The 21,272-nt window shown below is 71.6% G+C and carries 19 protein-coding genes and 2 tRNA genes; 13 read left to right on the top strand and 8 right to left on the bottom strand.

The window, feature by feature from the left end:
* The first annotated feature begins 26 nt into the window (after positions 1 to 26).
* Positions 27 to 1,115 (top strand): YlbL family protein, encoded by a 1,089-nt coding sequence (locus AMK26_RS10100; protein WP_073754169.1) that lies wholly within the window; start codon positions 27 to 29, stop codon positions 1,113 to 1,115.
* A gap of 193 nt (positions 1,116 to 1,308) precedes the next feature.
* Here the strand turns inward: AMK26_RS10100 and AMK26_RS10105 are convergent, their stop codons facing one another.
* Positions 1,309 to 1,866 (bottom strand): PPA1309 family protein, encoded by a 558-nt coding sequence (locus AMK26_RS10105; RefSeq protein WP_073754170.1) that lies wholly within the window; start codon positions 1,864 to 1,866, stop codon positions 1,309 to 1,311.
* 137 nt (positions 1,867 to 2,003) lie between these two features.
* Here AMK26_RS10105 and AMK26_RS10110 point away from each other — a divergent pair, with 137 nt between their 5' ends.
* From AMK26_RS10110 to AMK26_RS10125, 4 genes are all read left to right on the top strand, one after another.
* The gene (locus AMK26_RS10110) at positions 2,004 to 4,973 is read left to right on the top strand and encodes a UPF0182 family membrane protein (RefSeq protein ID WP_073754171.1); all 2,970 of its coding nucleotides are present in this window, start codon (positions 2,004 to 2,006) and stop codon (positions 4,971 to 4,973) included.
* Between the two features lie 76 nt (positions 4,974 to 5,049).
* Positions 5,050 to 5,123 (top strand) — tRNA-Met (locus tag AMK26_RS10115).
* A gap of 226 nt (positions 5,124 to 5,349) precedes the next feature.
* A complete protein-coding gene (locus tag AMK26_RS10120) occupies positions 5,350 to 7,206 on the top strand; it encodes a tetratricopeptide repeat protein (RefSeq protein WP_073754172.1) in 1,857 nt (618 codons plus the stop codon).
* 78 nt (positions 7,207 to 7,284) lie between these two features.
* A tRNA-Met gene (locus AMK26_RS10125) sits at positions 7,285 to 7,358 on the top strand.
* A 131-nt stretch (positions 7,359 to 7,489) separates the two neighbouring features.
* Here the strand turns inward: AMK26_RS10125 and AMK26_RS10130 are convergent.
* A complete protein-coding gene (locus AMK26_RS10130; RefSeq protein WP_073754173.1) occupies positions 7,490 to 7,906 on the bottom strand; it encodes a Fur family transcriptional regulator in 417 nt (138 codons plus the stop codon).
* A 154-nt stretch (positions 7,907 to 8,060) separates the two neighbouring features.
* Between AMK26_RS10130 and AMK26_RS10135 the strand changes: the two genes are divergently transcribed.
* Positions 8,061 to 9,512 carry a catalase gene (locus AMK26_RS10135; protein ID WP_073754174.1) on the top strand — a complete coding sequence of 484 codons (1,452 nt, stop codon included), beginning with the start codon at positions 8,061 to 8,063 and terminating at the stop codon, positions 9,510 to 9,512.
* Positions 9,513 to 9,587: 75 nt separating this feature from the next.
* Here AMK26_RS10135 and AMK26_RS10140 read toward each other — a convergent pair whose 3' ends face one another.
* Together AMK26_RS10140 and hisN are read right to left on the bottom strand one after the other, a co-directional pair.
* Complete coding sequence (locus AMK26_RS10140; protein WP_073754175.1) at positions 9,588 to 10,004, bottom strand: CBS domain-containing protein; 417 nt, start codon at positions 10,002 to 10,004, stop codon at positions 9,588 to 9,590.
* 165 nt (positions 10,005 to 10,169) lie between these two features.
* Positions 10,170 to 10,970, bottom strand: coding sequence for a histidinol-phosphatase (gene hisN, locus AMK26_RS10145; protein WP_073754176.1), 801 nt, complete (start codon positions 10,968 to 10,970; stop codon positions 10,170 to 10,172).
* 109 nt (positions 10,971 to 11,079) lie between these two features.
* Between hisN and AMK26_RS10150 the strand changes: the two genes are divergently transcribed.
* On the top strand, positions 11,080 to 11,769 hold the full coding sequence (locus AMK26_RS10150; RefSeq protein WP_073754177.1) for a TetR/AcrR family transcriptional regulator: 690 nt from the start codon (positions 11,080 to 11,082) through the stop codon (positions 11,767 to 11,769).
* Here AMK26_RS10150 and AMK26_RS10155 read toward each other — a convergent pair.
* From AMK26_RS10155 to AMK26_RS10170, 4 genes are all read right to left on the bottom strand, one after another.
* Complete coding sequence (locus AMK26_RS10155; RefSeq protein WP_073754178.1) at positions 11,735 to 12,058, bottom strand: DMT family transporter; 324 nt, start codon at positions 12,056 to 12,058, stop codon at positions 11,735 to 11,737. The two genes, AMK26_RS10150 and AMK26_RS10155, sit on opposite strands and share 35 nt — an antisense overlap.
* A gap of 115 nt (positions 12,059 to 12,173) precedes the next feature.
* Positions 12,174 to 13,187, bottom strand: coding sequence for a ribosome small subunit-dependent GTPase A (rsgA, locus tag AMK26_RS10160; protein ID WP_073754179.1), 1,014 nt, complete (start codon positions 13,185 to 13,187; stop codon positions 12,174 to 12,176).
* A 4-nt stretch (positions 13,188 to 13,191) separates the two neighbouring features.
* Positions 13,192 to 14,508 carry a 3-phosphoshikimate 1-carboxyvinyltransferase gene (aroA, locus tag AMK26_RS10165; RefSeq protein ID WP_073754180.1) on the bottom strand — a complete coding sequence of 439 codons (1,317 nt, stop codon included), beginning with the start codon at positions 14,506 to 14,508 and terminating at the stop codon, positions 13,192 to 13,194.
* 130 nt (positions 14,509 to 14,638) lie between these two features.
* On the bottom strand, positions 14,639 to 15,331 hold the full coding sequence (locus tag AMK26_RS10170; RefSeq protein ID WP_073754181.1) for a M50 family metallopeptidase: 693 nt from the start codon (positions 15,329 to 15,331) through the stop codon (positions 14,639 to 14,641).
* A gap of 51 nt (positions 15,332 to 15,382) precedes the next feature.
* Between AMK26_RS10170 and AMK26_RS10175 the strand changes: the two genes are divergently transcribed.
* The 6 genes from AMK26_RS10175 (at position 15,383) to AMK26_RS10200 (ending at position 21,240) form a co-directional block, all read left to right on the top strand.
* Entirely contained in the window at positions 15,383 to 16,204 is an 822-nt protein-coding gene (locus AMK26_RS10175; RefSeq protein ID WP_073754182.1) for an SOS response-associated peptidase, read from the top strand.
* Between the two features lie 38 nt (positions 16,205 to 16,242).
* Positions 16,243 to 16,878 carry an alpha/beta hydrolase family protein gene (locus AMK26_RS10180; protein ID WP_107420912.1) on the top strand — a complete coding sequence of 212 codons (636 nt, stop codon included), beginning with the start codon at positions 16,243 to 16,245 and terminating at the stop codon, positions 16,876 to 16,878.
* A gap of 269 nt (positions 16,879 to 17,147) precedes the next feature.
* Positions 17,148 to 17,804 (top strand): sigma-70 family RNA polymerase sigma factor, encoded by a 657-nt coding sequence (locus tag AMK26_RS10185; RefSeq protein WP_198944053.1) that lies wholly within the window; start codon positions 17,148 to 17,150, stop codon positions 17,802 to 17,804.
* Entirely contained in the window at positions 17,801 to 18,100 is a 300-nt protein-coding gene (gene rsrA / locus AMK26_RS10190) for a mycothiol system anti-sigma-R factor (protein ID WP_073754184.1), read from the top strand. The genes AMK26_RS10185 and rsrA overlap by 4 nt, the downstream gene beginning before the upstream one ends.
* A gap of 336 nt (positions 18,101 to 18,436) precedes the next feature.
* Complete coding sequence (locus tag AMK26_RS10195) at positions 18,437 to 19,879, top strand: HD-GYP domain-containing protein (protein WP_073754185.1); 1,443 nt, start codon at positions 18,437 to 18,439, stop codon at positions 19,877 to 19,879.
* Positions 19,880 to 19,917: 38 nt separating this feature from the next.
* Positions 19,918 to 21,240, top strand: a complete 1,323-nt coding sequence (locus tag AMK26_RS10200; protein ID WP_443333153.1) for an HD-GYP domain-containing protein — start codon at positions 19,918 to 19,920, stop codon at positions 21,238 to 21,240.
* Positions 21,241 to 21,272: the final 32 nt, after the last annotated feature.

Raw genomic sequence — 21,272 nt, forward strand, 5'->3', positions numbered from 1 at the left:
ACACACGTGTCCCGTACTGTCGTTCCATGCCACGCCGCACTGCGACGATGCTCGCCTCCACCCTCGTCCTCATCGCGCTGCTCTGCGCAGGCGTGTTCTTTCCGGTGCCCTACTCGGAGATGAGCCCGGGACCGACGGTCAACACGCTCGGCGAGGCCGACGGCGAGCCGGTGCTGCAGATCTCCGGCCACAAGACCTACCCCACGACCGGGCATCTCAATATGACGACGGTCAGGGTCACCGGTGCGGACTACAAGATGAACCTGGTCGAGGCGGTCTACGGGTGGCTCGCCCACGACAGCGTCGTGGTGCCGCACGACACGCTCTATCCGAACGGCAAGACCGAGGAGCAGTCGACCCAGGAGAACGCCGAGGAATTCAGCCAGTCCCAGGAGAGCGCGAAGGTCGCCGCCCTCGGGCAGCTGGGCATCCCCGTCGCGTCCCGCGTGGTCGTCTCCTCCGTCCAGAAGGACAGCCCCGCCGAGGGCACGCTGCACGCCGGCGATGTGATCAAGGCGGTGGACGGTACGGCGGTCAAGGCGCCGCAGGACGTGGCCAAGCTCGTCACCAAGCACAAGCCCAAGGAGGACGTGGTCTTCACCATCGTCCCGGCGAAGGAGGCGGCGGCCGCCGAGAAGGCGGGCCGGGAGCCCACCACGACCGAGCGGGTCACCCTCACCACCAAGAAGTCCGACGAGGGCGACCGGGCGATCGTCGGCATCCAGGCCGGGACGGACCACACCTTCCCGTTCACCGTCGACATCAAGCTCGCCGACGTGGGCGGCCCGAGCGCGGGCCTGATGTTCTCCCTCGGAATCGTCGACAAGCTGACTCCGGGCGACCTGACGGGCGGCACGTTCGTCGCGGGCACCGGCACGATCGACGACTCGGGCAAGGTCGGCCCGATCGGCGGCATCGAGATGAAACTGGTCGGTGCGCGGAACGCGGGCGCCCGGTACTTCCTGACGCCCGCCGACAACTGCGCGGCGGCGACGTCCGACACACCTGACGGGCTCACGCTGATCAAGGTGAACACCATCAAGGACGCGGTGAAGTCCCTCGAGAAGATCCGCAAGGGCACCACCAGCGGCCTCCCGAGCTGCGCGACCGGCTGACGTACCGGACAGGCACGCCCGCCGGTCGGGCCAGGCCGCCGTGGGCAAGCATTGCCAGGCAGCCCGCGTCCGTCGGCCCCGCGTCCGTGGGCTCCGCGTCCGTGGGCTCCGCGTCCGTCGGCCCCGCGTCCGTCGGCTCCGGACCCAGGCCGGGCCGGGCCTCGTACCGGCCCGCCCCCGTCTCCGGGGCCGCTCAGGACTCGAACGTGGCCGCGAGGGCTTCGGCGAGGCCAGGGACGAGGTCGGCGCCGGTGAGGACCTCGGTGGGGGAGTCCTTCTCGCGCAGCCGCAGCGCCGACTCACGGGCGCCGTCGCGGAGGACAGCCACCGTCATGCGGACCTCCTGGCGGTCGGGGTGGGCGGCGACCCACTTGGCCAGGCCCGCCTCGTCGAGGCCGTCCGGGACGGAGGTCTCGGCGGACGGCGGGAGCATCAGCCGCTCCACCGTCATCGCGCAGCCCGCCACGGCATCCGGCCAGGCGACGGTGGCGAGGAACTCGTCGAGCGGCCGGTCGGCGGGGATCTCGTCCTGCTCGATCGGGGTGAGGGGGGCGGCGGCCTCGTCGCTGTCGAGGCCGAGCTGGGCCGCCAGCCCCGGCTCCTGGGAGCGCAGCTGGACGGTGTCGACGAGGGCGAAGAGCCGGGCCGGCTGGTCCCAGCCCAGGCCGGACGCGTACTCGTCGATCTCGAGTACCGCGCGGGTCAGCGGGCTGGCGGCCATCGGGGGGCCTGAGGGAGAAACGTTGGACATGGTCAATATCCTGCCTCCTTTCGACCCGGAGGCGGGAACTAGGTAAAGCTTCAGTAAGTTGCATGAGTGGGCTCTACGATCGCTGGGCCTGCTTCACCACACGACCGCTACTCGAGGGGCGCACGTTGGCTTTCCAGATGCCGGACCGCGGCGGAGGCCCGACCGGGCCACGGATCAGAGTCGGCCGGCCGTCCCGGCGGGCCCGTACCCTGCTCATGACACTGGGGGTACTGGCCGTCCTGGCCATGCTCTTCGTCATGTTCGCCGGGTTCTGGACGGACTGGCTGTGGTACAGGTCCGTCAATTACTCGTCCGTCTTCACCACCACCCTGTGGACCAAGATCGGCCTGTTCGCCGTCTTCGGGCTGCTGATGGCCGTGGCGGTGGGACTGAACATCTGGCTCGCGCACCGGCTGCGCCCGCCGCTGAGCGCCATGTCGCTGGAGCAGCAGAGCCTGGACCGGTACCGGATGGGAGTGGCCCCGTACAAGAAGTGGGTGCTCCTGGCGATCACCGCCCTGGTCGGGCTGATCGCCGGTGCCTCCGCCTCCGGCCAGTGGCGCACCTGGCTGATGTGGGTCAACGGGGTGCCCTTCGGTGAGAAGGACCCGCAGTTCGGGATGGACGTGGCGTTCTACGCGTTCGACCTGCCCTGGTACCGGTTCCTGCTGGGCTTCGGCTTCGCCGCCACCGTGCTGTCGCTGATCGCCGCCGCCCTGACGCACTACCTGTACGGCGGGCTGCGCATCACCAGCCCCGGCGCGCGGGCCACCGCCGCCGCGACCGGGCACCTCTCCGTCCTGCTGGGCGTCTTCGTCTCGCTGAAGGCGGTCGCGTACTGGCTCGACCGGTACGGCCTGGCCGTGAAGTCCAGCGACTTCAAGGCGACCGGCAACTGGACGGGCCTGAGGTACGTCGACGCCAACGCCTACCTTCCGGCGAAGACGATCCTCTTCTGCATCGCCGCCATCTGCGCCGTGCTGTTCTTCGCGACCCTCTGGCGCCGCACCTGGCAGCTGCCGGTGATCGGCTTCGGCCTGATGGTGCTGTCGGCGATCCTGATCGGCGGGCTCTACCCGGCGATCGTGCAGAAGTTCCAGGTCCAGCCGAACGAGCAGGCCAAGGAAGCGCCGTACATCGAGAAGAACATCGACGCCACGCGCAAGGCGTACGACATCGACCAGACGAAGCCGGAGAACTACTCCGGCAAGTCCACGGTCAAGGCCAAGGACAAGCTGCGGGCCGACGCCGACACCGCCGCCAGCTACCGGCTGGTCGACCCGAACATCGTGTCGCCGACCTTCCAGCAGCTGGAGCAGCGGCGGAAGTACTACCAGTTCCCGACCACGCTCGACGTCGACCGGTACCAGGGCAAGGACACGGTCATCGGTCTGCGGGAGCTCAACATCAAGGGCATCCCGAAGCGGAACTGGATCAACGACCACTTCACGTACACCCATGGCTATGGCGCGATCATGGCCACGGGCACCGCGACGGACGCCAACGGCTCCCCGGTCTTCACCGAGGCCGGCCTGCCGACCAAGGGCCAGCTCCCGAAGTACGAGCAGCGGATCTACTACGGCGAGAAGACCGAGCAGTACTCGATCGTCGGCGGTCCGCAGAAGGAGCTCGACTACGAGGAGAACGGCGAGAAGACCACCAGCTACAAGGGCGAGGGCGGGATCAGCCTCTCCAACGCCTTCAACCGGGCCGCCTACGCCGTGGCCTTCAGCGAGCCGCAGATCCTCTACTCGGGAGCCATCGGCGACGGTTCGCAGATCCTGTACAACCGCACGCCCAAGCAGCGCGTGGAGGCGGTCGCCCCCTGGCTGACCATCGACGGCGACGCCTACCCGGCGGTCATCGACGGCCGCATCCAGTGGATCGTCGACGCCTACACGACGACGAACGGCTACCCGTACGCGTCGCGTACGACGCTGGGGGACACCACCACGGACTCCCTCACCGCCGGCAACCAGACGCGCGCGGTCGTCGCCCAGCAGAACCAGGTCAACTACATCCGCAACTCGGTCAAGGCCACCGTCGACGCGTACGACGGCACGGTGAAGCTGTACCAGTGGGACACCAAGGACCCGGTCCTCAAGACCTGGATGAAGGCGTTCCCCGGCACGGTCGAGCCGAAGAGCGCCATCAAGGCCGACCTCCGGGAGCACCTGCGCTACCCGCAGGACATGTTCAAGGTCCAGCGCGAGCTGCTGACCCGGTACCACGTCCAGGACCCCGCCCAGTTCTACAGCGGCAGTGACGCCTGGCAGGTGCCGGACGACCCGACCAACAAGGACGGCAACGCGGTTCCGCCGTACTACCTGAGCATGAAGATGCCCGGGGACACGGGGCAGCGGTTCTCGCTGACGACGACGTTCACGCCGAACGGCCGGCCCAACCTGGGCGGCTTCATGGCGGTGGACGCCGACGCCAACAGCAAGGACTACGGCCGGATAAGGCTGCTCAGGGTCACCCAGGACGTCCCCGGCCCGGCGCAGGTGCAGAACAAGCTCAACAGCCTGCCCTCCGTGGCCCAGTTCGTCCGTGACCTCAAGGGTGCCGACTCCGACATCCAGTACGGCAACCTGCTGACCGTGCCGCTCGACGGCGGCTTCCTGTACGTCGAGCCGATCTACGCGCAGGGCCGCAACGCCGCGTATCCGCTGATGCGGAAGGTGGCGGTGTCGTACGTCGACGCGGACCAGCCGGAAGGCGACACCACCAAGGACACCACGGTGTTCGAGGACAACCTCGCCAAGGCGCTGAACGCGGTCTTCGGGGTGGACGGCGAGACGCCGACCACACCGCCGCCGAGTGACCCGACCAAGCCGCCGGCCACCGGTGAGTCGGCGCTGCAGCAGGCGATCGCGGACGCGCAGAAGGCGTTCGCGGACGGTGAGGCGGCGTTGAAGAAGGGTGACTGGACGGCGTACGGAAAGGCGCAGGAGGCGCTGGCGGAGGCGCTCCAGCGGGTCGCCGCTGCGGACGCCCAGCGCAAGACCGACGGCGGCAAGAACGCCGACAAGCCCGCGGCGGGGGCGGCCAAGCCCAAGCCCGGTGCCGATGCGGCGGGCGCCGACAAGCCCGCGTCGGGCGGCTGAACCAGGGCGGTCCCCCTGCCCGTCCTCGGGGCGGGCGGGGGGACCTCCGGGTCGTGATACGGTAGTGACACAACGACGCGGGGTGGAGCAGCTCGGTAGCTCGCTGGGCTCATAACCCAGAGGTCGCAGGTTCAAATCCTGTCCCCGCTACTGAAAGCAAGGGCCCGGATCCTTCCAGGATCCGGGCCCTTGTCGTGTTTGTGGGGAGAGGGGCTCTTGGCTGACCGGCCGGGGCTCATGTGAAGAACGGCCCTGACGGGGGCAGTTGGGGTGCAACGTGTTTGACTTGTCTCCCTGTGGGCATGTCGACAAAACGCTGAAGTGACCTCACTGGCTGCGGTATACCAGGTGTACGCGGGTAGCAGGTGGTGCGACGATGGGAATTATGGGGGACAGGGCAACTCTGTTGGAGACAGGGCGGTTTGTGCAGCGGCACGCCGAAAGCGCCGCAGATGTGATGGGTGACGCTGTCATGGAGACCACCGCCATGGACAGCACTGAGACCGGTGACGCCGTCGAGACCGAGGAGCGCCACCGCCGCGCCGCCGAGAACGGCGACACCGCCGCCATGAGCGTCCTCGGGGCCCTGCTGCTGCGCCGCGGCGACCTCGACGGCGCCGAGCCCTACCTGCGCGCCGCCACCGCCGACGGCGACCGTGCCGCCGCCAACAACCTGGGTGTCCTCCTCCACCAGCGCGGGTACGCCGACGAGGCCGCCGGCTGGTGGCGCATCGCCGCCGTGGCCGGTTCCGCGGCCGCCGCCCACGCCCTGGGCCGCCACTACCGCGAGCGCGGCGACGAGCCGGCGGCCGAGTACTGGCTGCGCCAGTCCGCCGAGCAGGGCCACGCGCTCGGCGCGTACGCCCTGGCCGACCTGCTGGAGCACCGCAGCGACGTCGGCGCCGAGCGGTGGCTGCGCGCCGCCGCCGAGCAGGGCCACCGCGAAGCCGCCTACCGCCTGGCCCGCGCCCTGGAGCGCAAGGCCCAGGCGCAGGCCGCCGACGACACCGCCGCCGCCGCCACCGGTACCGAGACCGCCGAACAGTGGTACCGGCAGGCCGCCGCCCGTGGCCACCGCCGCGCCGCCCTGCACCTCGGGGCCATCCTCGAACGGCGCGGCGAGCTGAAGGAGGCCGGCCGCTGGTACCTGACGTCCGCCAAGGACGGCGAGACCCGCGCCGCGTGCGCGCTCGGGTTCCTGCTCCGTGACGCGGGCGACGAGGAGAGCGCCGCCGTCTGGTGGCTGCGCGCCGCCCAGGACGGCGACGGCAACGCCGCCAACGCGCTGGGCGCCCTGCACGCCGCCCGCGGCGAGCACCAGACGGCCGAGCGCTGGTACCGCGCGGCCACCGACGCGGGGGATGTGAACGGCGCGTACAACCTCGGCCTGCTGTTCGCGGCCCAGAACCGCATCGCCCAGGCCGAGCAGTGGTACCGGCGCGCCGCCTACGCCGGTCACCGCGAGGCCGCCAACGCGCTCGCCATCCTGCTCCTCCAGAGCGGCGACCCCAATGGCGCCGAACCCTGGTTCTCCAAGGCCGCCGAGGCCGGCAGCGTCGACGCCGCGTTCAACCTGGGCATCCTCTACGCGGGTCGCGACGACGACGAGACGGCGCTGCGCTGGTACGAGCGGGCCGCCGCGGCCGGCCACACCGAGGCCGCGCTCCAGGTCGGCATCGCCCGCCTCCGGGACGGCGACGAGCGGGAGGCCGAGCGCCACCTGCGGTGTGCGGCGGGCGGCGGCAGCGCCGAGGCCGCGTTCCGCCTCGCCACCGTGCTGGACGCCCGCCAGGCGCCCACCGGACCGCCCGCGCTCGGCGAGCCGCAGGCGCCCAAGAGCGAGTGCGAGGAGTGGTACGAGCGGGCCGCCGAGCAGGGCCACCGCCGCGCCCAGGTACGGGTCGGCATGCTGGCCGCCGCCCGCGGGGACACCGCGGAGGCGGCCCGCTGGTACCGGGAGGCCGCCGAGGCGGGCAGCCGCAACGGCGCCTTCAACCTCGGCCTGCTGCTCGCCCGCGACGGGAACGAGCGGGAGGCCTCGCTCTGGTGGACCCGCGCCGCGCGTGCCGGACACGGCCGGGCCGCCCTGCGCCTGGCGCTGCTGGCCGCCCGCCGGGGCGAGCTGACCGAGGGCCGCCGCTGGTGCGCCCGCGCGGTCGAGCTGGGCCCGGCCGAGGTCGCCGAGCGGGCGGCACGGCTCAGCGAGGCGCTGCACCAGGAGCTCACCGCGTAGGGCGCGTGCGTACGCGGCCCAAGCCCTGCTTATGGATTTGCGCTGGTCCACACGGTCCCGTAAGGTTGTGTTCACCGACGCGGGGTGGAGCAGCTCGGTAGCTCGCTGGGCTCATAACCCAGAGGTCGCAGGTTCAAATCCTGTCCCCGCTACTGAAACCGAAGGCCCGGATCCTGACGGATCCGGGCCTTCGGCGTTTTCCGTGCGCGCCGTGCGCCGTACGACGTGCGCACCGTACGACGAAAGCCCCCGGCGCGCGGCCGGGGGCTTTCGTCGAGACGCGTCAGGCGGAGGCGCAGTTCGGGCAGACGCCCCGGTACGTGACCTCCACGTCCGAGATCGTGAAGCCGAAGCGCTCGGTGGCCGGCAGGTCCGCCAGCGGGTTGCCCGTCGGGTGTACGTCGCGGATCGCGCCGCACTGGGCGCACACCAGGTGGTGGTGCGGGCGGTGGGCGTTCGGGTCGTACCGCTTGGCGCGGCGGTCCGTGGAGACCTCCAGGACCTCACCCAGCGTCACCAGCTCACCCAGCGTGTTGTACACCGTCGCGCGGGAGATCTCCGGAAGCCGCTCCACCGCGCGCGCGTGCACCTCGTCGGCGGTCAGGTGTACGTGGTCCCCGTCGAGGACCTCGGCCACGACACGCCGCTGTGCGGTCATTCGCCAGCCGCGTCCGCGCAGTCGTTCCAACAGGTCACTCATGAGGACCAGCCTAACAGGGAGGGGACTTCAGTCCCGAATGGGTGTGGCTTTGGATGAGGGCTTGACTTAGACAATGTCCATTGTAGGATCGGGAACGGCATTAGCCAAGGGACAGGACTTGCAGGACATGGCAGGACACACGCAGGAGGCGCACGTGACGCAGGGACCGCTCACCACGGAGGCCGGCGCGCCGGTCGCCGACAACCAGAACAGCGAGACCGCGGGCGTCGGCGGTCCGGTTCTGGTCCAGGACCAGCTGCTGCTGGAGAAGCTCGCGCACTTCAACCGTGAGCGCATTCCGGAGCGCGTGGTCCACGCACGTGGCGCCGGTGCGTACGGCACCTTCACGGTGACGGCCGACGTCACCAAGTACACCCGGGCGAAGTTCCTCTCCGAGGTCGGCAAGCAGACGGAGACGTTCCTCCGCTTCTCGACCGTGGCGGGCAACCTCGGTGCGGCCGACGCCGTCCGTGACCCGCGCGGCTTCGCGCTGAAGTTCTACACCGAAGAGGGCAACTACGACCTCGTCGGCAACAACACCCCGGTGTTCTTCATCAAGGACGCCATCAAGTTCCCCGACTTCATCCACACCCAGAAGCGCGACCCGTACACCGGCTCCCAGGAGGCGGACAACGTATGGGACTTCTGGGGCCTGTCGCCCGAGTCGACGCACCAGGTGACCTGGCTGTTCGGTGACCGCGGCATACCGGCGAGCTACCGCCACATGGACGGCTTCGGTTCCCACACGTTCCAGTGGAACAACGAGGCCGGCGAGGTCTTCTGGGTCAAGTACCACTTCAAGACCGACCAGGGCATCAAGTGCCTCACCCAGGACGAGGCCAACAAGCTCGCCGGTGAGGACCCGGACTCCCACCAGCGCGACCTGCGCGAGGCCATCGAGCGCGGCGACTACCCGTCCTGGACCGTCGGTGTGCAGATCATGCCCGCCGCCGAGGCCGCGACGTACCGCTTCAACCCGTTCGACCTCACCAAGGTGTGGCCGCACGCGGACTACCCGGTCATCGAGATCGGCAAGCTGGAGCTCAACCGCAACCCGCAGAACATCTTCGCCGAGGTCGAGCAGTCGATCTTCTCCCCGGCGCACTTCGTGCCCGGCATCGGCCCCTCGCCCGACAAGATGCTCCAGGGCCGTCTCTTCGCGTACGGCGACGCCCACCGCTACCGCGTCGGCATCAACGCCGACCACCTGCCGGTGAACCGGCCGCACGCCACCGAGGCGCGGACCAACAGCCGTGACGGCTTCCTGTACGACGGCCGCCACCAGGGCGCGAAGAACTACGAGCCCAACAGCTTCGGCGGCCCGAACCAGACCGGCCGCCCGCTGTGGCAGCCGGTGCCGGTGACCGGTGTGACCGGCGACCACGAGGCGCCCGTCCACGCCGAGGACAACGACTTCGTCCAGGCGGGCAACCTCTACCGGCTGATGTCGGAGGCGGAGAAGGAGCGTCTGATCGCGAACCTGGCGGGCTTCATCGCCAAGGTGTCGCGCGACGACATCGCCGAGCGCGCGATCAACAACTTCCGCCAGGCGGACGAGGACTACGGCAAGCGGCTGGAGGCCGCGGTCCAGGCCCTGCGCGGCTGAACAGCACTGGATCGCTTGTCGTAATACAGAGGGCCGGCTCCCGTCGCGGGGGCCGGCCCTCTCGTATGCCCGCCGTCAGCCGGCGGTCAGTGTCGCCTCGCGCCGTGCCTCGCGCAGCCGCACCGGCGCCCAGCAGCGGATGATGTCGCGTACGGAGACGATGCCGACCGGCCCGTCGCCGTCCAGCACGATCAGGTGCCGGAAACCGCCATGAGCCATGGCCTGTGCGGCTTCCTCCAGGGTCCAGCCCGGCGCCGCGAAGACGACGTCGGTGGTGGTGTGCGCGCCCGCCGTCTCTATGTCGGGGTTCTGGCCGGATCCCACGGAGACGAGGATGTCCCGCTCGGTGAGGATGCCGAGGCCGCTGGTGTCGTGGTCCAGGACGACCGCCGCGCCGACGCGGCGCGCCGCCATCAGAGCGGCCGCCTGGCGCAGGGTGTGTGCGGGGCCGATGGTGAGGACCACCGTGCTCATGGCGTCACGGACGAGCATGGATGGAGCCACCTCCTTGGTGAAATCCCTCGACTTGGTGAACCCTTCAACAAGAAGGAATTCACAAGTTCACAAGTGGGGGGATTCTCAGAGTGGCAGCTCGCCCGGGGCTCAACAAGGGGTGTGCACCACCTGGCGCACTCACGCCATGACGGGCGGTCAGCATCAGTACCGCTGGTTCAGGTACCCCAGCAGCTCCTCGTGCAGCAGCCCGTTCGACGCCGCCGCGTTGCCGCTGTGCGGGCCCGGCTGCCCGTCGAGGCCGGTGAACGTACCGCCCGCCTCCTGCACCACGATCGCCGTCGCCGCCATGTCCCACAGCGACAGCTCGGGCTCCGCGCAGATGTCCACCGAGCCCTCCGCGACCATCATGTACGGCCAGAAGTCGCCGTAGCCGCGCGTCCGCCAGCACGCGCGCGTGAGGTCGAGGAAGCCGTCCAGCCGCCCCTGCTCCTCCCAGCCGCTCAGCGAGGAGTACGCGAACGAGGCGTCCGACAGCTCCGCCACCTTCGACACGTGGACGCGCGTCGCCGAAGTCAGGCTGCGCCCCGTGTACGCGCCCAGCCCCTTCGCCGCCCACCAGCGGCGGCCCAGCGCCGGCGCCGACACCACGCCCACGACCGGCTGGAAGCCGCCGGGCCCCGCCTCCATCAGCGCGATCAGCGTCGCCCACACGGGCACCCCGCGGACGTAGTTCTTGGTGCCGTCGATCGGGTCGATCACCCAGCGGCGCGGGCCGGTGCCCTCGACGCCGTACTCCTCGCCCAGGATCGCGTCGCGCGGGCGCGCCCGCTGCAGATGGCCGCGGATCAGCTCCTCGGCCGCCTTGTCCGCCTCGCTCACCGGGGTCATGTCCGGCTTGGTCTCGACCTTCAGGTCCAGGGCCCGGAACCGGTCCATGGTGGCGGCGTCGGCGGCATCCGCGAGGACGTGGGCAAGACGCAGATCATCGTGGTAATCGGCCATGGGCCGACTCTATCCCGGGGGACGAGCTCGTTCAGCAGGGCCTATTGACAGTGCGTGGACGCCCGTCAACTCTGAGCGCAGAGCCGAGGCGACGGCCTGGGAGGCGACGATGCCCACCGCGCGAGAAGCACTGCTGAACGCCGCCATGACGGCGCTCGGGGGACTGCCCTGGTCGGCGGTCCGGATGGTCGACGTGGCGTCCGCGGCCGGGGTCTCCCGGCAGACCCTCTACAACGAGTTCGGCAGCAAGGACGGCCTCGCCCGCGCCCTGGTGCGGCGCGAGGCCGACGCCTATCTGTACGGGGTCGAACGCGCCCTCCAGGAGAGGCACGACGACAGGCCCGAGGACGGACCCCAGGACAGGCCCGACGACAGGTCCCAGGACAGGCCCGCGGACAGGCCCGGCGACGGCGACGGCGCCATCGACCGGCTCGTCTCGGTCGCCGAGTGGACCGTCGGCGAGGCGGCCGAGCGGCCGCTGCTGCGCGCCCTGCTCACCGGCTGCTGGGGCGACCGGCTGCCCGCGCCGCGCCCCGCCCCCGCCCGCTCCCGGGCGCCGGCCGGCACGCCCGCGCAGCGCCGCGCCGACGCCGGGGCGCCGGCCCCCGGCGAGCTCGTGGCCGCCGTACGGGAACGGTCGCGGGCCGCGCTGGGGCACGGTGAGGCCGAAGGGGCGTGCGAACTGGCGGTGCGGCTGGCCCTCTCGTACGTGATCGCACCGGGTACGCAGGACCTCGGCGCCCTGGTGCGTCACGCACTGGGCGTCAGTGCGACGAGCCCGACAGCTGAAGCCCGATGACTCCGACGATCACCAGCGTGATCGAGATGATCTTCAGGACCGACACCAGATCCCCGAGGAAGATCATCCCGTAGATCGCCGTGCCCGCCGCCCCGATGCCGGTCCACACCGCGTACGCCGGGCCGACGTCCAGCTTCCGCAGCGCCAGCGTCAGCAGTCCGAAGCTGCCGAGGGCGAAGCAGGCGAACGCGACCGTCGGCCACAGCCGGGTGAAGCCGTGCGACAGCTTCAGGCAGACCGCGAAACCCGTCTCCAGGAACCCGGCGACAATCACCAGCAGCCACGCCATCGTCAGTGCCTCCCGCGTCGGTGACCTCGGTGATGTCGGTGACTGCTTCCTGCCACTGTGTCACTTGGTGCGATTATGCACTTACCAGGCGGAGGTACCCGCAAACGTGCGCGACTCAGTCACCTTCGCGTCGCTCCCGCGTGGCGAGAAGCCGCCGCAGCGAATACAGCCGGGCCGGATCCGCGTGACCCTCCGCGACCCAGGTGTCCAGCGCGCAGTCCGGCTCGTCGTGGCTGCACGCGCGCGGGCAGTTCTCCGTCCCCGGTACGAGGTCCGGGAAGGCGTTGATGACGCGGGACGGATCGACGTGGTGCAGCCCGAAGGACCGTACGCCCGGGGTGTCGATCACCCACCCGTCCGCGCGGTCGAGCGGCAGCGCCAGCGCCGAGGTGGTGGTGTGCCGGCCGCGGCCCGTCACCGCGTTGACGTCACCCGTCAGCCGCCGGCGGTCCTCCGGTACGAGGGCGTTCACCAACGTCGTCTTGCCGACGCCCGAGTGGCCGACGAACGCGGTGGTGCGGCCCGCCAGGTACTCGCGGACCCGGTCGGCGGCGGTGTGCCCGTCGTACAGCTCGTCCTGGCTGGTCACGACGTACGGGATGTCCAGCGCGCCGTACAGCTCCAGCAGCTTCTCGGCCGGGGCGAGGTCGGACTTGGTGAGCACCAGCAGGGGCTCCAGGCCGCCGGCGTACGCCGCGACCAGGCACCGGTCGATCAGCCGGGGGCGGGGCTCGGGGTCGGCGAGGGCGGTGACGATGGCCAGCTGGTCGGCGTTGGCGACGACCACCCGCTCGTACGGATCGTCGTCGTCGGCCGTGCGGCGCAGCACCGAGGCGCGGGGTTCGATCCGGACGATCCGCGCGAGGGTGTCCTTCTTGCCGGACAGGTCGCCGACCAGGGAGACCCGGTCGCCGACGACGGCCGCCTTGCGGCCCAGCTCACGGGCCTTCATCGCCATGACGACCCGGTCGTCGACGAGGCAGGTCAGCCGGCCGCGGTCCACGGTGAGGACCATGCCCTCGGCGGCGTCCTCGTGCTTGGGCCGGATATTGGTACGGGGGCGGTTGCCCTTGGGGTTGGGACGGGAACGGATGTCGTCCTCGTCCGGGTTCTTGCCGTAGCGGCGCATGTCGTCAGGCCTCGAGCATTCCGGTCCACATCTGCGGGAAGTCCGGCAGGGTCTTCGCGGTCGTCCCCACGTTCTCGATCACCACGCCCTCGACGGCGAGGCCGATGACCGACCCGGCCGTCGCCATCCGGTGGTCGTCGTACGTATGGAACACGCCGCCGTGCAGCGGGCGCGGGCGGATGTGCAGACCGTCCGCCGTCTCGGTGACGTCGCCGCCCAGCTCGTTGATCTCCTTGGTGAGCGCGGCCAGCCGGTCCGTCTCGTGCAGCCGCAGATGGGCCACGCCGCGCAGGGTGGAGGGCGAGTCGGCGAGGGCCGCGACCGCCGCGATGCCGGGCGTCAGCTCGCCGACCTCGCTCAGGTCGACGTCGATGCCGTGGATGGTGCCCGTTCCGGTGAAGGTCAGGCCCTCCTCGGTGAGCTCGCAGGAGCCACCCATCTCGGTGAAGATCTCCCGCAGCGCGTCACCGGGCTGGGTGGTGCGCTCCGGCCAGTCGGGGATGGTGACCCGCCCGCCGGTGACCAGCGCGGCCGCCAGGAACGGCTGCGCGTTGGACAGGTCCGGCTCGACGGTCAGGTCGCGGCCCAGGAGCGCGGAGGGGGAGACCCGCCACACGTTCGGCTCGCCACCGGTCTCCGGCTCGTCGACCTGGGCGCCCACCGCGCGGAGCATGTCGACGGTCATCCGGATGTGCGGCATCGACGGCAGCTTGGCGCCCGTGTGCCGGACCTCCACGCCCTGGTTGAAGCGCGGCGCCGACAGCAGCAGGGCGCTGACGAACTGCGACGAGGACGAGGCGTCGATCTCCACCGGGCCGCCCTCCAGCGCCCCCGCACCGTGCACGGTCATCGGCAGCGCGCCGCGCGCCTCGTCGTCGATCCGGGCGCCCAGGGTGCGCAGCGCGTCGATGACCCCGTGCAGCGGGCGCTCGTAGGAGCGCGGGTCGCCGTCGAAGTGGACCGGGCCCGTCGCCAGTGCCGCGACCGGCGGGAGGAAGCGCATGACCGTTCCGGCGTTGCCGACGTCGATCGTGGCCGGGCCGTGCAGGCCCGCCGGGATGACCCGCCACCGCTCGCCCGTACCGTCCGGGCCCACGCCCTCCTCGATGCCGACGCCCATCGTGCGCAGGGCCTCCGCCATCAGCAGGGTGTCGCGCGAGCGCAGCGGGTGCCGCAGCCAGCCGGGCTCGGAGGCCAGGGCGGCGAGCACCAGGGCCCGGTTGGTGACCGACTTGGACCCGGGCACGGTGACGGTCGCGTCCACGGCTCCACTCGCGTACGGGGCCGGCCAGAGATCGAACTGTGCGGGGGTTTCGGTCATGCCCCTCACTTTAGACGGGGCAAGTGGTCATGGCCGATCACGGACCGAGCAGCCAGGACCCGTATCGGTTCACAAAGGCGTGCGGCGGGCGCACGGACCGGGCACGCGGCGCACGTCCCGCACCCTGGTGCTACAGACCCAGCAGCCAGCGCCCGCCGCCGATCAGGGAGCACAGCGAGACGGCGTGGAAGAAGAACAGCCACAGCGGCGCCGGGACGTGCGTGAGCCGCGAGAGCTGGTCGGCGTCCGAGTCGGGCGCACCACCGTGCCGCCGCTTGGCCTGGAGCTCGAAGACCGGACGTACCCCGCCCAGCAGCAGGAACCACACGGCGCTGTACGCGAACGCCGACTGGACGTCCGGCTCCGTGAGCCAGGACACCAGCAGGAACGCCGCACCCGTGACGATGACGGTGAGCGCCCCGTACGCGTTCCGGATCATCACCAGCATGGTGATCAGCAGCGCCGTGGCGATCCACAGCAGCAGGGTGACGCGGTGTGCGGCGAGCAGCCAGGCGCCGCCGAGGCCGAGCAGGGAGGGCGCGGTGTAGCCGGCGGCCGCGGTCAGGATCATGCCGAGGCCGGTGGGCCTGCCACGGCTGACGGTGAGGCCGCTGGTGTCCGAGTGGAGCCGGATGCCGTCCAGGCGGCGGCCGGTGAGCAGGGCGATCAGCCCGTGGCCGCCCTCGTGGGCGATGGTGACGGCGTTGCGCGCCACGCGCCACACCCGGTGCGGGACGGTCACGGCGAGGGCCGCCGCGGCGGTGACGACGACGAGCCACAGGTCCGGGGCGGGCTGGGTACCGAGGATGTCGGTGCTGGCCATTTCTCGGACGGCTCCTCATGGTGTCAGTGGCACGTGGCAGTGTTGGCAGGTATGTGCGGACGTTATTCGGCGAGTCGTAGGCCCGAGGATCTGACCGGACTCTTCCAGATAGAGAAATGGGAGCCGAAGGAGACCCTGGCTCCTGACTGGAACGTGGCCCCCACCAAAGAGGTGTACGCGGTCCTCGAACGCCCCCTCAAGGACAAGGACGCGGATCCTGACCGTCCGGTTCGGCAGCTGCGGGTCCTGAAATGGGGCCTGGTGCCGTCCTGGTCGAAGACGCCGGAGGGCGCCGCCCGGATGATCAACGCCCGCGCGGAGACCGTGCACGACAAGCCGTCCTTCCGGCGGGCGTTCGCCCAGCGCCGCTGCATCCTGCCCGCCGACGGCTATTACGAGTGGGTGACCGGCGCCGCCGAGCGGCAGCTGGAGGAGCAGGGCAAGAAGAAGCGCCCCCGCAAGCAGCCGTATTTCGTCACGCCCGCCGACGGGTCGGTCTTCGCGATGGCGGGGCTGTACGAGTTCTGGCGCGACCCCACCCTGCCGCCCGACCACCCGCAGGCGTGGTGGGCCACCTGCTCGGTGATCACCACCGAGGCCGACAAGGATCCCCTGGGCGTGGCCCCCGCCGAGGGCCCGCGCTCACTGGCCGACATCCACCCCCGTATGCCGCTGATGCTGACGCCCGACGGGTGGGACGCCTGGCTGGACCCGGCCCGCACGGACACCGACGACCTGCGCTCCCTGCTCACCCCGCCGCCCGCGGGCCTGATGCGGGCCTACCCGGTGACCACCGCCGTCAGCAACGTCCGCAACAACGGCCCCGAACTGCTGGAGGAAATCGCCGCCCCCGAGGAGGGAACGCTGTTCTGAGCGCGGCAGGCGCGCCCGGCACGCGGCAGGATGGCCGGGTGACCACCACCGAAACCGTCCCGACCGGCCTCGGCGACGCCCGTATCACCTGGTACGAGGCCGAGGGCGCCCGCCTCGTCGTGGCCCTCGGCCACGGCGCCGGCGGCGGCATCGAGGCCCGTGACCTCCAGGCGCTCGCCGCCACCCTGCCCGCCGCGGAGGTGACCGTCGCGCTGGTCGAGCAGCCCTGGCGGGTCGCGGGCAAGAAGCTCGCCCCCGCTCCCAAGCGGCTCGACGAGGGCTGGCGCGACCTGTGGCCTGCCTTGCGCGCCCCCGGCCTGCCCGTGGTGGCCGGCGGGCGCAGCGCCGGCGCCCGCGTGGCCTGCCGTACGGCGCGGGAGCTGGACGCCCGCGGCGTACTCGCCCTGTCGTTCCCGCTGCACCCGCCGGGCAGCCCCGAGAAGTCACGCGCGGCCGAGCTGCTCGGCGCCGGGGTGCCCACCCTCGTCGTCCAGGGCGGCAACGACCCCTTCGGCAGGCCGGCCGAGTTCCCCGACGGGGACCACGAGCTGGTCGAGGTGCCCTTCGGCGATCACGGGTTCGCGGTGCCGAAGCGGGCGCCCCTCACCCAGGAGGAGGCCCTGAAGGTGATCACCGACGGGGTCGCCGCATGGGTCGAGGCCCTGCGGGAATGACGGACGGCCCGGCCGGTGTTGTGACGAGCGTCGGTGAGAGAGAAGAGCCAGGAGAGGGAGTTTGTCGCATGGGTTCGACCATCTGCCCGAGCCGGTCGCAGGCCGCCACCGAGCTGGACTGGACCGTGCTGCCCGCGGCCAGGACCGCCCCTGGCCTGTCGAGTCGCACACCGGGTGGGAAAAATCGGAAGGACCTGTCCCCGGAAGGTCGACTATTCTCCGATTCGAGCGGGTCCGCACTCGGTCTCGCCGCCGCAGCGCTGGAGGAGGTGGGTCCGGTCACTGGGACCGACACAGGGACCGACGACGGCCACGAGGAGACCACGGCCGAGCGCAACGCGCGTTTCGAGCGCGACGCCCTCGAGTACCTCGACCAGATGTACTCGGCGGCGCTGCGCATGACGCGCAACCCCGCCGACGCCGAGGACCTCGTGCAGGAGACGTACGCGAAGGCGTACGGGTCCTTCCACCAGTTCCGTGAGGGCACCAACCTCAAGGCGTGGCTGTACCGGATCCTCACGAACACCTTCATCAACTCGTACCGCAAGAAGCAGCGCGAGCCCCAGCGCAGCGCCGCCGAGGAGATCGAGGACTGGCAGCTCGCCCGTGCCGAGTCGCACATGTCCACCGGTCTGCGGTCCGCCGAATCCCAGGCGCTGGACCACCTGCCCGACTCCGACGTGAAGGAAGCCCTCCAGGCCATCCCCGAGGAGTTCCGCATCGCCGTCTATCTGGCCGATGTCGAGGGCTTTGCGTACAAGGAGATCGCGGACATCATGGGTACGCCCATCGGTACGGTGATGTCCCGACTCCACCGTGGCCGCCGCCAGCTGCGCGGCATGCTCGAGGACTACGCCCGCGAACGCGGACTGGTCCCCGCGGGCGCCGGAGAGTCGTCGAACAACGGGAAAGGCTCGGGCTCATGAGCTGCGGAGAGCCGCACGAGACGGATTGCTCGGAGGTCCTGGACCACCTCTACGAGTTCCTCGACCACGAGATGCCCGACAGCGACTGCACCAAGTTCGAGGTGCACTTCGAGGAGTGCTCCCCGTGCCTGGAGAAGTACGGGCTCGAACAGGCCGTGAAGAAGCTGGTCAAGCGGTGCTGCGGACATGATGACGTCCCGGCCGACCTGCGGGCCAAGGTCATGGGCCGGATCGAGCTGATCCGGTCGGGAGAGGCCGTGCCGGACCACGACATCACGGCCGCCACCCAGGAGTAACACCCGCCGCTCTGCGGGAGAAGGGGCGCGCCACGTTGGTGTCGCGCCCCTCCGCCGTTCCCGGGCGCGGTCTTTCGCCGTTCCGGGGGTGCGGTGCGCCGCCGTTTCGGGGCGCGCCCCTCCGCCGTTCCGGGGCACGTGCGCTGCCCGTCCCGGGCTCGGTGCGACGCCCTTCCCGGGGGCGCGGGCTTTCGCCGGGCCCCGTTTTCCTCACGTCATTCCTCCCGTCACCCGAAGGTGCTAATCGGTTTCGTCCCGCCGCCGCGCCGGAGCCAACTGGTTAGCCTGACGGTCCACTTGGCGGAAACGCGAGGCCGACGAGACGGCGGGGAGACGGTGGTGGAGATTCCGGCAGCGGCGCGCGCGTACATCGCGGGAGCCGTGTTGTGCGCCGTCACCTTCGCACTCCCGGCGCTCGGCCCCGGTGCCCGGACGCCCTGGCCCGCCCTCGCGCTCCTCGCCGCGCTCTACGCCGTGTGCGAGTGGCCCGCCCGCTGCCCCCTCCTCGGCCGGGCGCTCGACACCGGGTCCGTCCCGGTGGGTGCCGGATCGTTCTTTCCCGTGCTGCTCGCCGCCGCCCTGCTGCTGCCGCCCGCCGCGGCCGCCCTCGTCGCCGTACCGGGCGCCCTGGTCTCCCACGTCGAGCACCGGCCCGCCCCGCCCCGCCGGATCTGGCGCGCCGCGCAGCTCGCCCTCGCCGCGTGGGCCGCCGCGCACGCCGCCCTGCTCCTGGACGGGCCCGCCGCGGTGGCCGCCTCCGACTTCCCGTACGTCCTGCTGCCCGCCGGCGCCGCCGCGCTCACCTTCTGCCTGGTGGTCACCGCCCTCGACGGCGGCATCCTGGCCACCGCCGAACGGGTGCCGGTGCGCGGCGCCTGGCGCGGGCTGCTGCTCCGGGCGATCGCCCCGCACGCCGTGCACGGGCTGGCCGGGCTGATGATGGCGGTGCTGTGGCGCAGCCCGTACGGCTGGCCGGCCGCGCTGTTCGTCCTGCTGCCCATGTACATCTCCTGCTGGGTGTACGCCCAGTACCACCGGGAGCGCGCCGCCCACCAGGCCACGATCCGCGCGCTCGTCCAGGCCGTCGACCTCAAGGACACCTACACCCGGGGGCACAGCGAACGCGTCGGTCACGCCTCGGTGCTCATCGCCCGCGAACTGGGCATGGACGAGGCACGGCTCGATGTGATCCGGTTCGCCGGGATCCTCCACGACGTCGGCAAGCTGGGCGTCCCGACGCGGGTGCTGCGCAAGGACGGGCCGCTGACCCCGGAGGAGCGGCGGGTGATCGAGCTGCACCCGGAGTACGGGCACGAGATCGTGCGCGGCATCGGGTTCCTGGGCGAGGCACGCGCCGCGATCCTGCACCACCACGAGCGGATGGACGGCAGCGGCTACCCGTACGGGCTGAGCGGCGACCGGATCCCGGAGGCGGCACGTGTGGTCGCCGTCGCCGACGCGTTCGACGCCATGACGTCGACCCGGTCGTACCGGAGGGCGCGGCCGGTGGCGACGGCGGTGGCGGAGCTGGAGCGGTGCGCGGGGCGGCAGTTCGACCCGCGGATGGTCCGGGCGCTGGTGCGTGCCCTGGACCGGCACGGCTGGCGGACGGCGGTCACGGCCGACGAGACGGTGCCGGCCGGTGGGGCCGCCCCCGGCAAGGGCTCCGGGCGGTCCGCGAACGCCGCCCCCGATACCCCGGCGCGTCCGCGCGGAAACGTCCCGGCAGGGTGGCGTCCGGCGCCCGGCCACGGCCCGGCCCGGGGCGGCGCGCGGTGACGCCACGGCCACGGCCACAGCCGCAGCCACGGCGCGCGGTGACGCCACGGACTCAGCCACAGCCACGACCGCGCGGGGTGTCCGTCACCGCCAGTGGGCTCCTCCACACCGCCGCCGGCACGGTCGCCGCGGCCGGGCTCGGCTGGACCCTGTGGCACGGGATGGCCCAGCCGGGGACCGCGCTGGCCTTCGGAGTCCTCATCACGGTGGGTGAACTCACCCGCTGCGGCGCCCGGCCGGGCGCCGGCGGGCCACCAGCGCTCGAAGAGCCACGGGCCAGGGAGCCCGCGCCCCTCGCGGCGGCCGGCGCCCTCGCGTACGCGCTGCTCGGCGAGTGCGCCGGGCGGCCCACCACTCACGGTGCCGCCCAGATCGTCGCGGTCGTCGTCGCGGCCGCCCTGGTCGGAGCCGTACCGCAGGTCGCCCGGGGGCGGGGGGTGGCGCTCGACCAGGTGACCCGTCGGGTCCTCACGGTCGGCTTCGCCGCCGTCTGCTTCCAGCCCCTGTACAACTCGGGCGAGCTATTGAGGGCCGTTGGACGGGGGCACTATTACGCGCTGTTCCTCCTCGCCCTCCTCGTGATGACCGCGCTGTGCGACGCGGTGCTCGCCGCCCTGCTGCTGCGCGCCCGCACCGGTCACCCCTACGGCCCGCTGCTGCGCGACCAGCTGCGCGCCCTGCCGGGCATCGGCTCCGCCGTGTGCGCCACCGGCGCCGTGATGGCCCTGGCCGTGGCCGTGGCGGGCCTGTGGGCCCTGCCCGTGTTCTGCGTACCGCTGCTGCTGACCCAGCTGTCGTTCCGCCGGTACGCCGCCGTCCGCGACACGTACCGCCAGACCATCGCCTCCCTCGCGCGTGCCACCGAGATCGCCGGGTACACGTCCCCCGGACACGCACACCGGGTGGCGGCGCTCAGCCGCGCCGTCGGGCGCGAGCTGGGACTGTCGGGGCCCGACCTGACCGTTCTGGAGTACGCCGCACTGATGCACGACATCGGACAGCTGTCCCTGGTCGACCCCGTACCGGAAGGCGCCACGGCCCGTCTCCCGGAGGCCGAGCAGCGCCGGATCGCGCTGCTGGGCGGCGCCGTGGTGCGCCAGACCGGCGTACCGGCGGCCGTCGCGGTCGTCGTGGAGCGGCAGGCCGACCCGTACCACGAGCAGCCGCTGCCCGCGCGGATCGTCCGCGCCGTCAACGCGTACGACGAGCTGTCCCGGGAAGGCGCGGAGAACCCGGACGGGGCGCTGTGCGCCCTGGAGCGGCTGCGGCTGGGCACCGCGCGCGACTATCACCCGAACGTGGTGGAGTCGCTCGCCAGAGTCCTCGCCCGCGGCGGCGTCACGGGCCCGGCGCCTGGGTAACCCATGGGTAATGAGCGGGCGTGCGACCCGGC

Origin of the sequence: Streptomyces sp. CB03234, assembly GCF_001905885.1 — a bacterium.
In the GTDB taxonomy this organism is placed as follows: domain Bacteria; phylum Actinomycetota; class Actinomycetes; order Streptomycetales; family Streptomycetaceae; genus Streptomyces.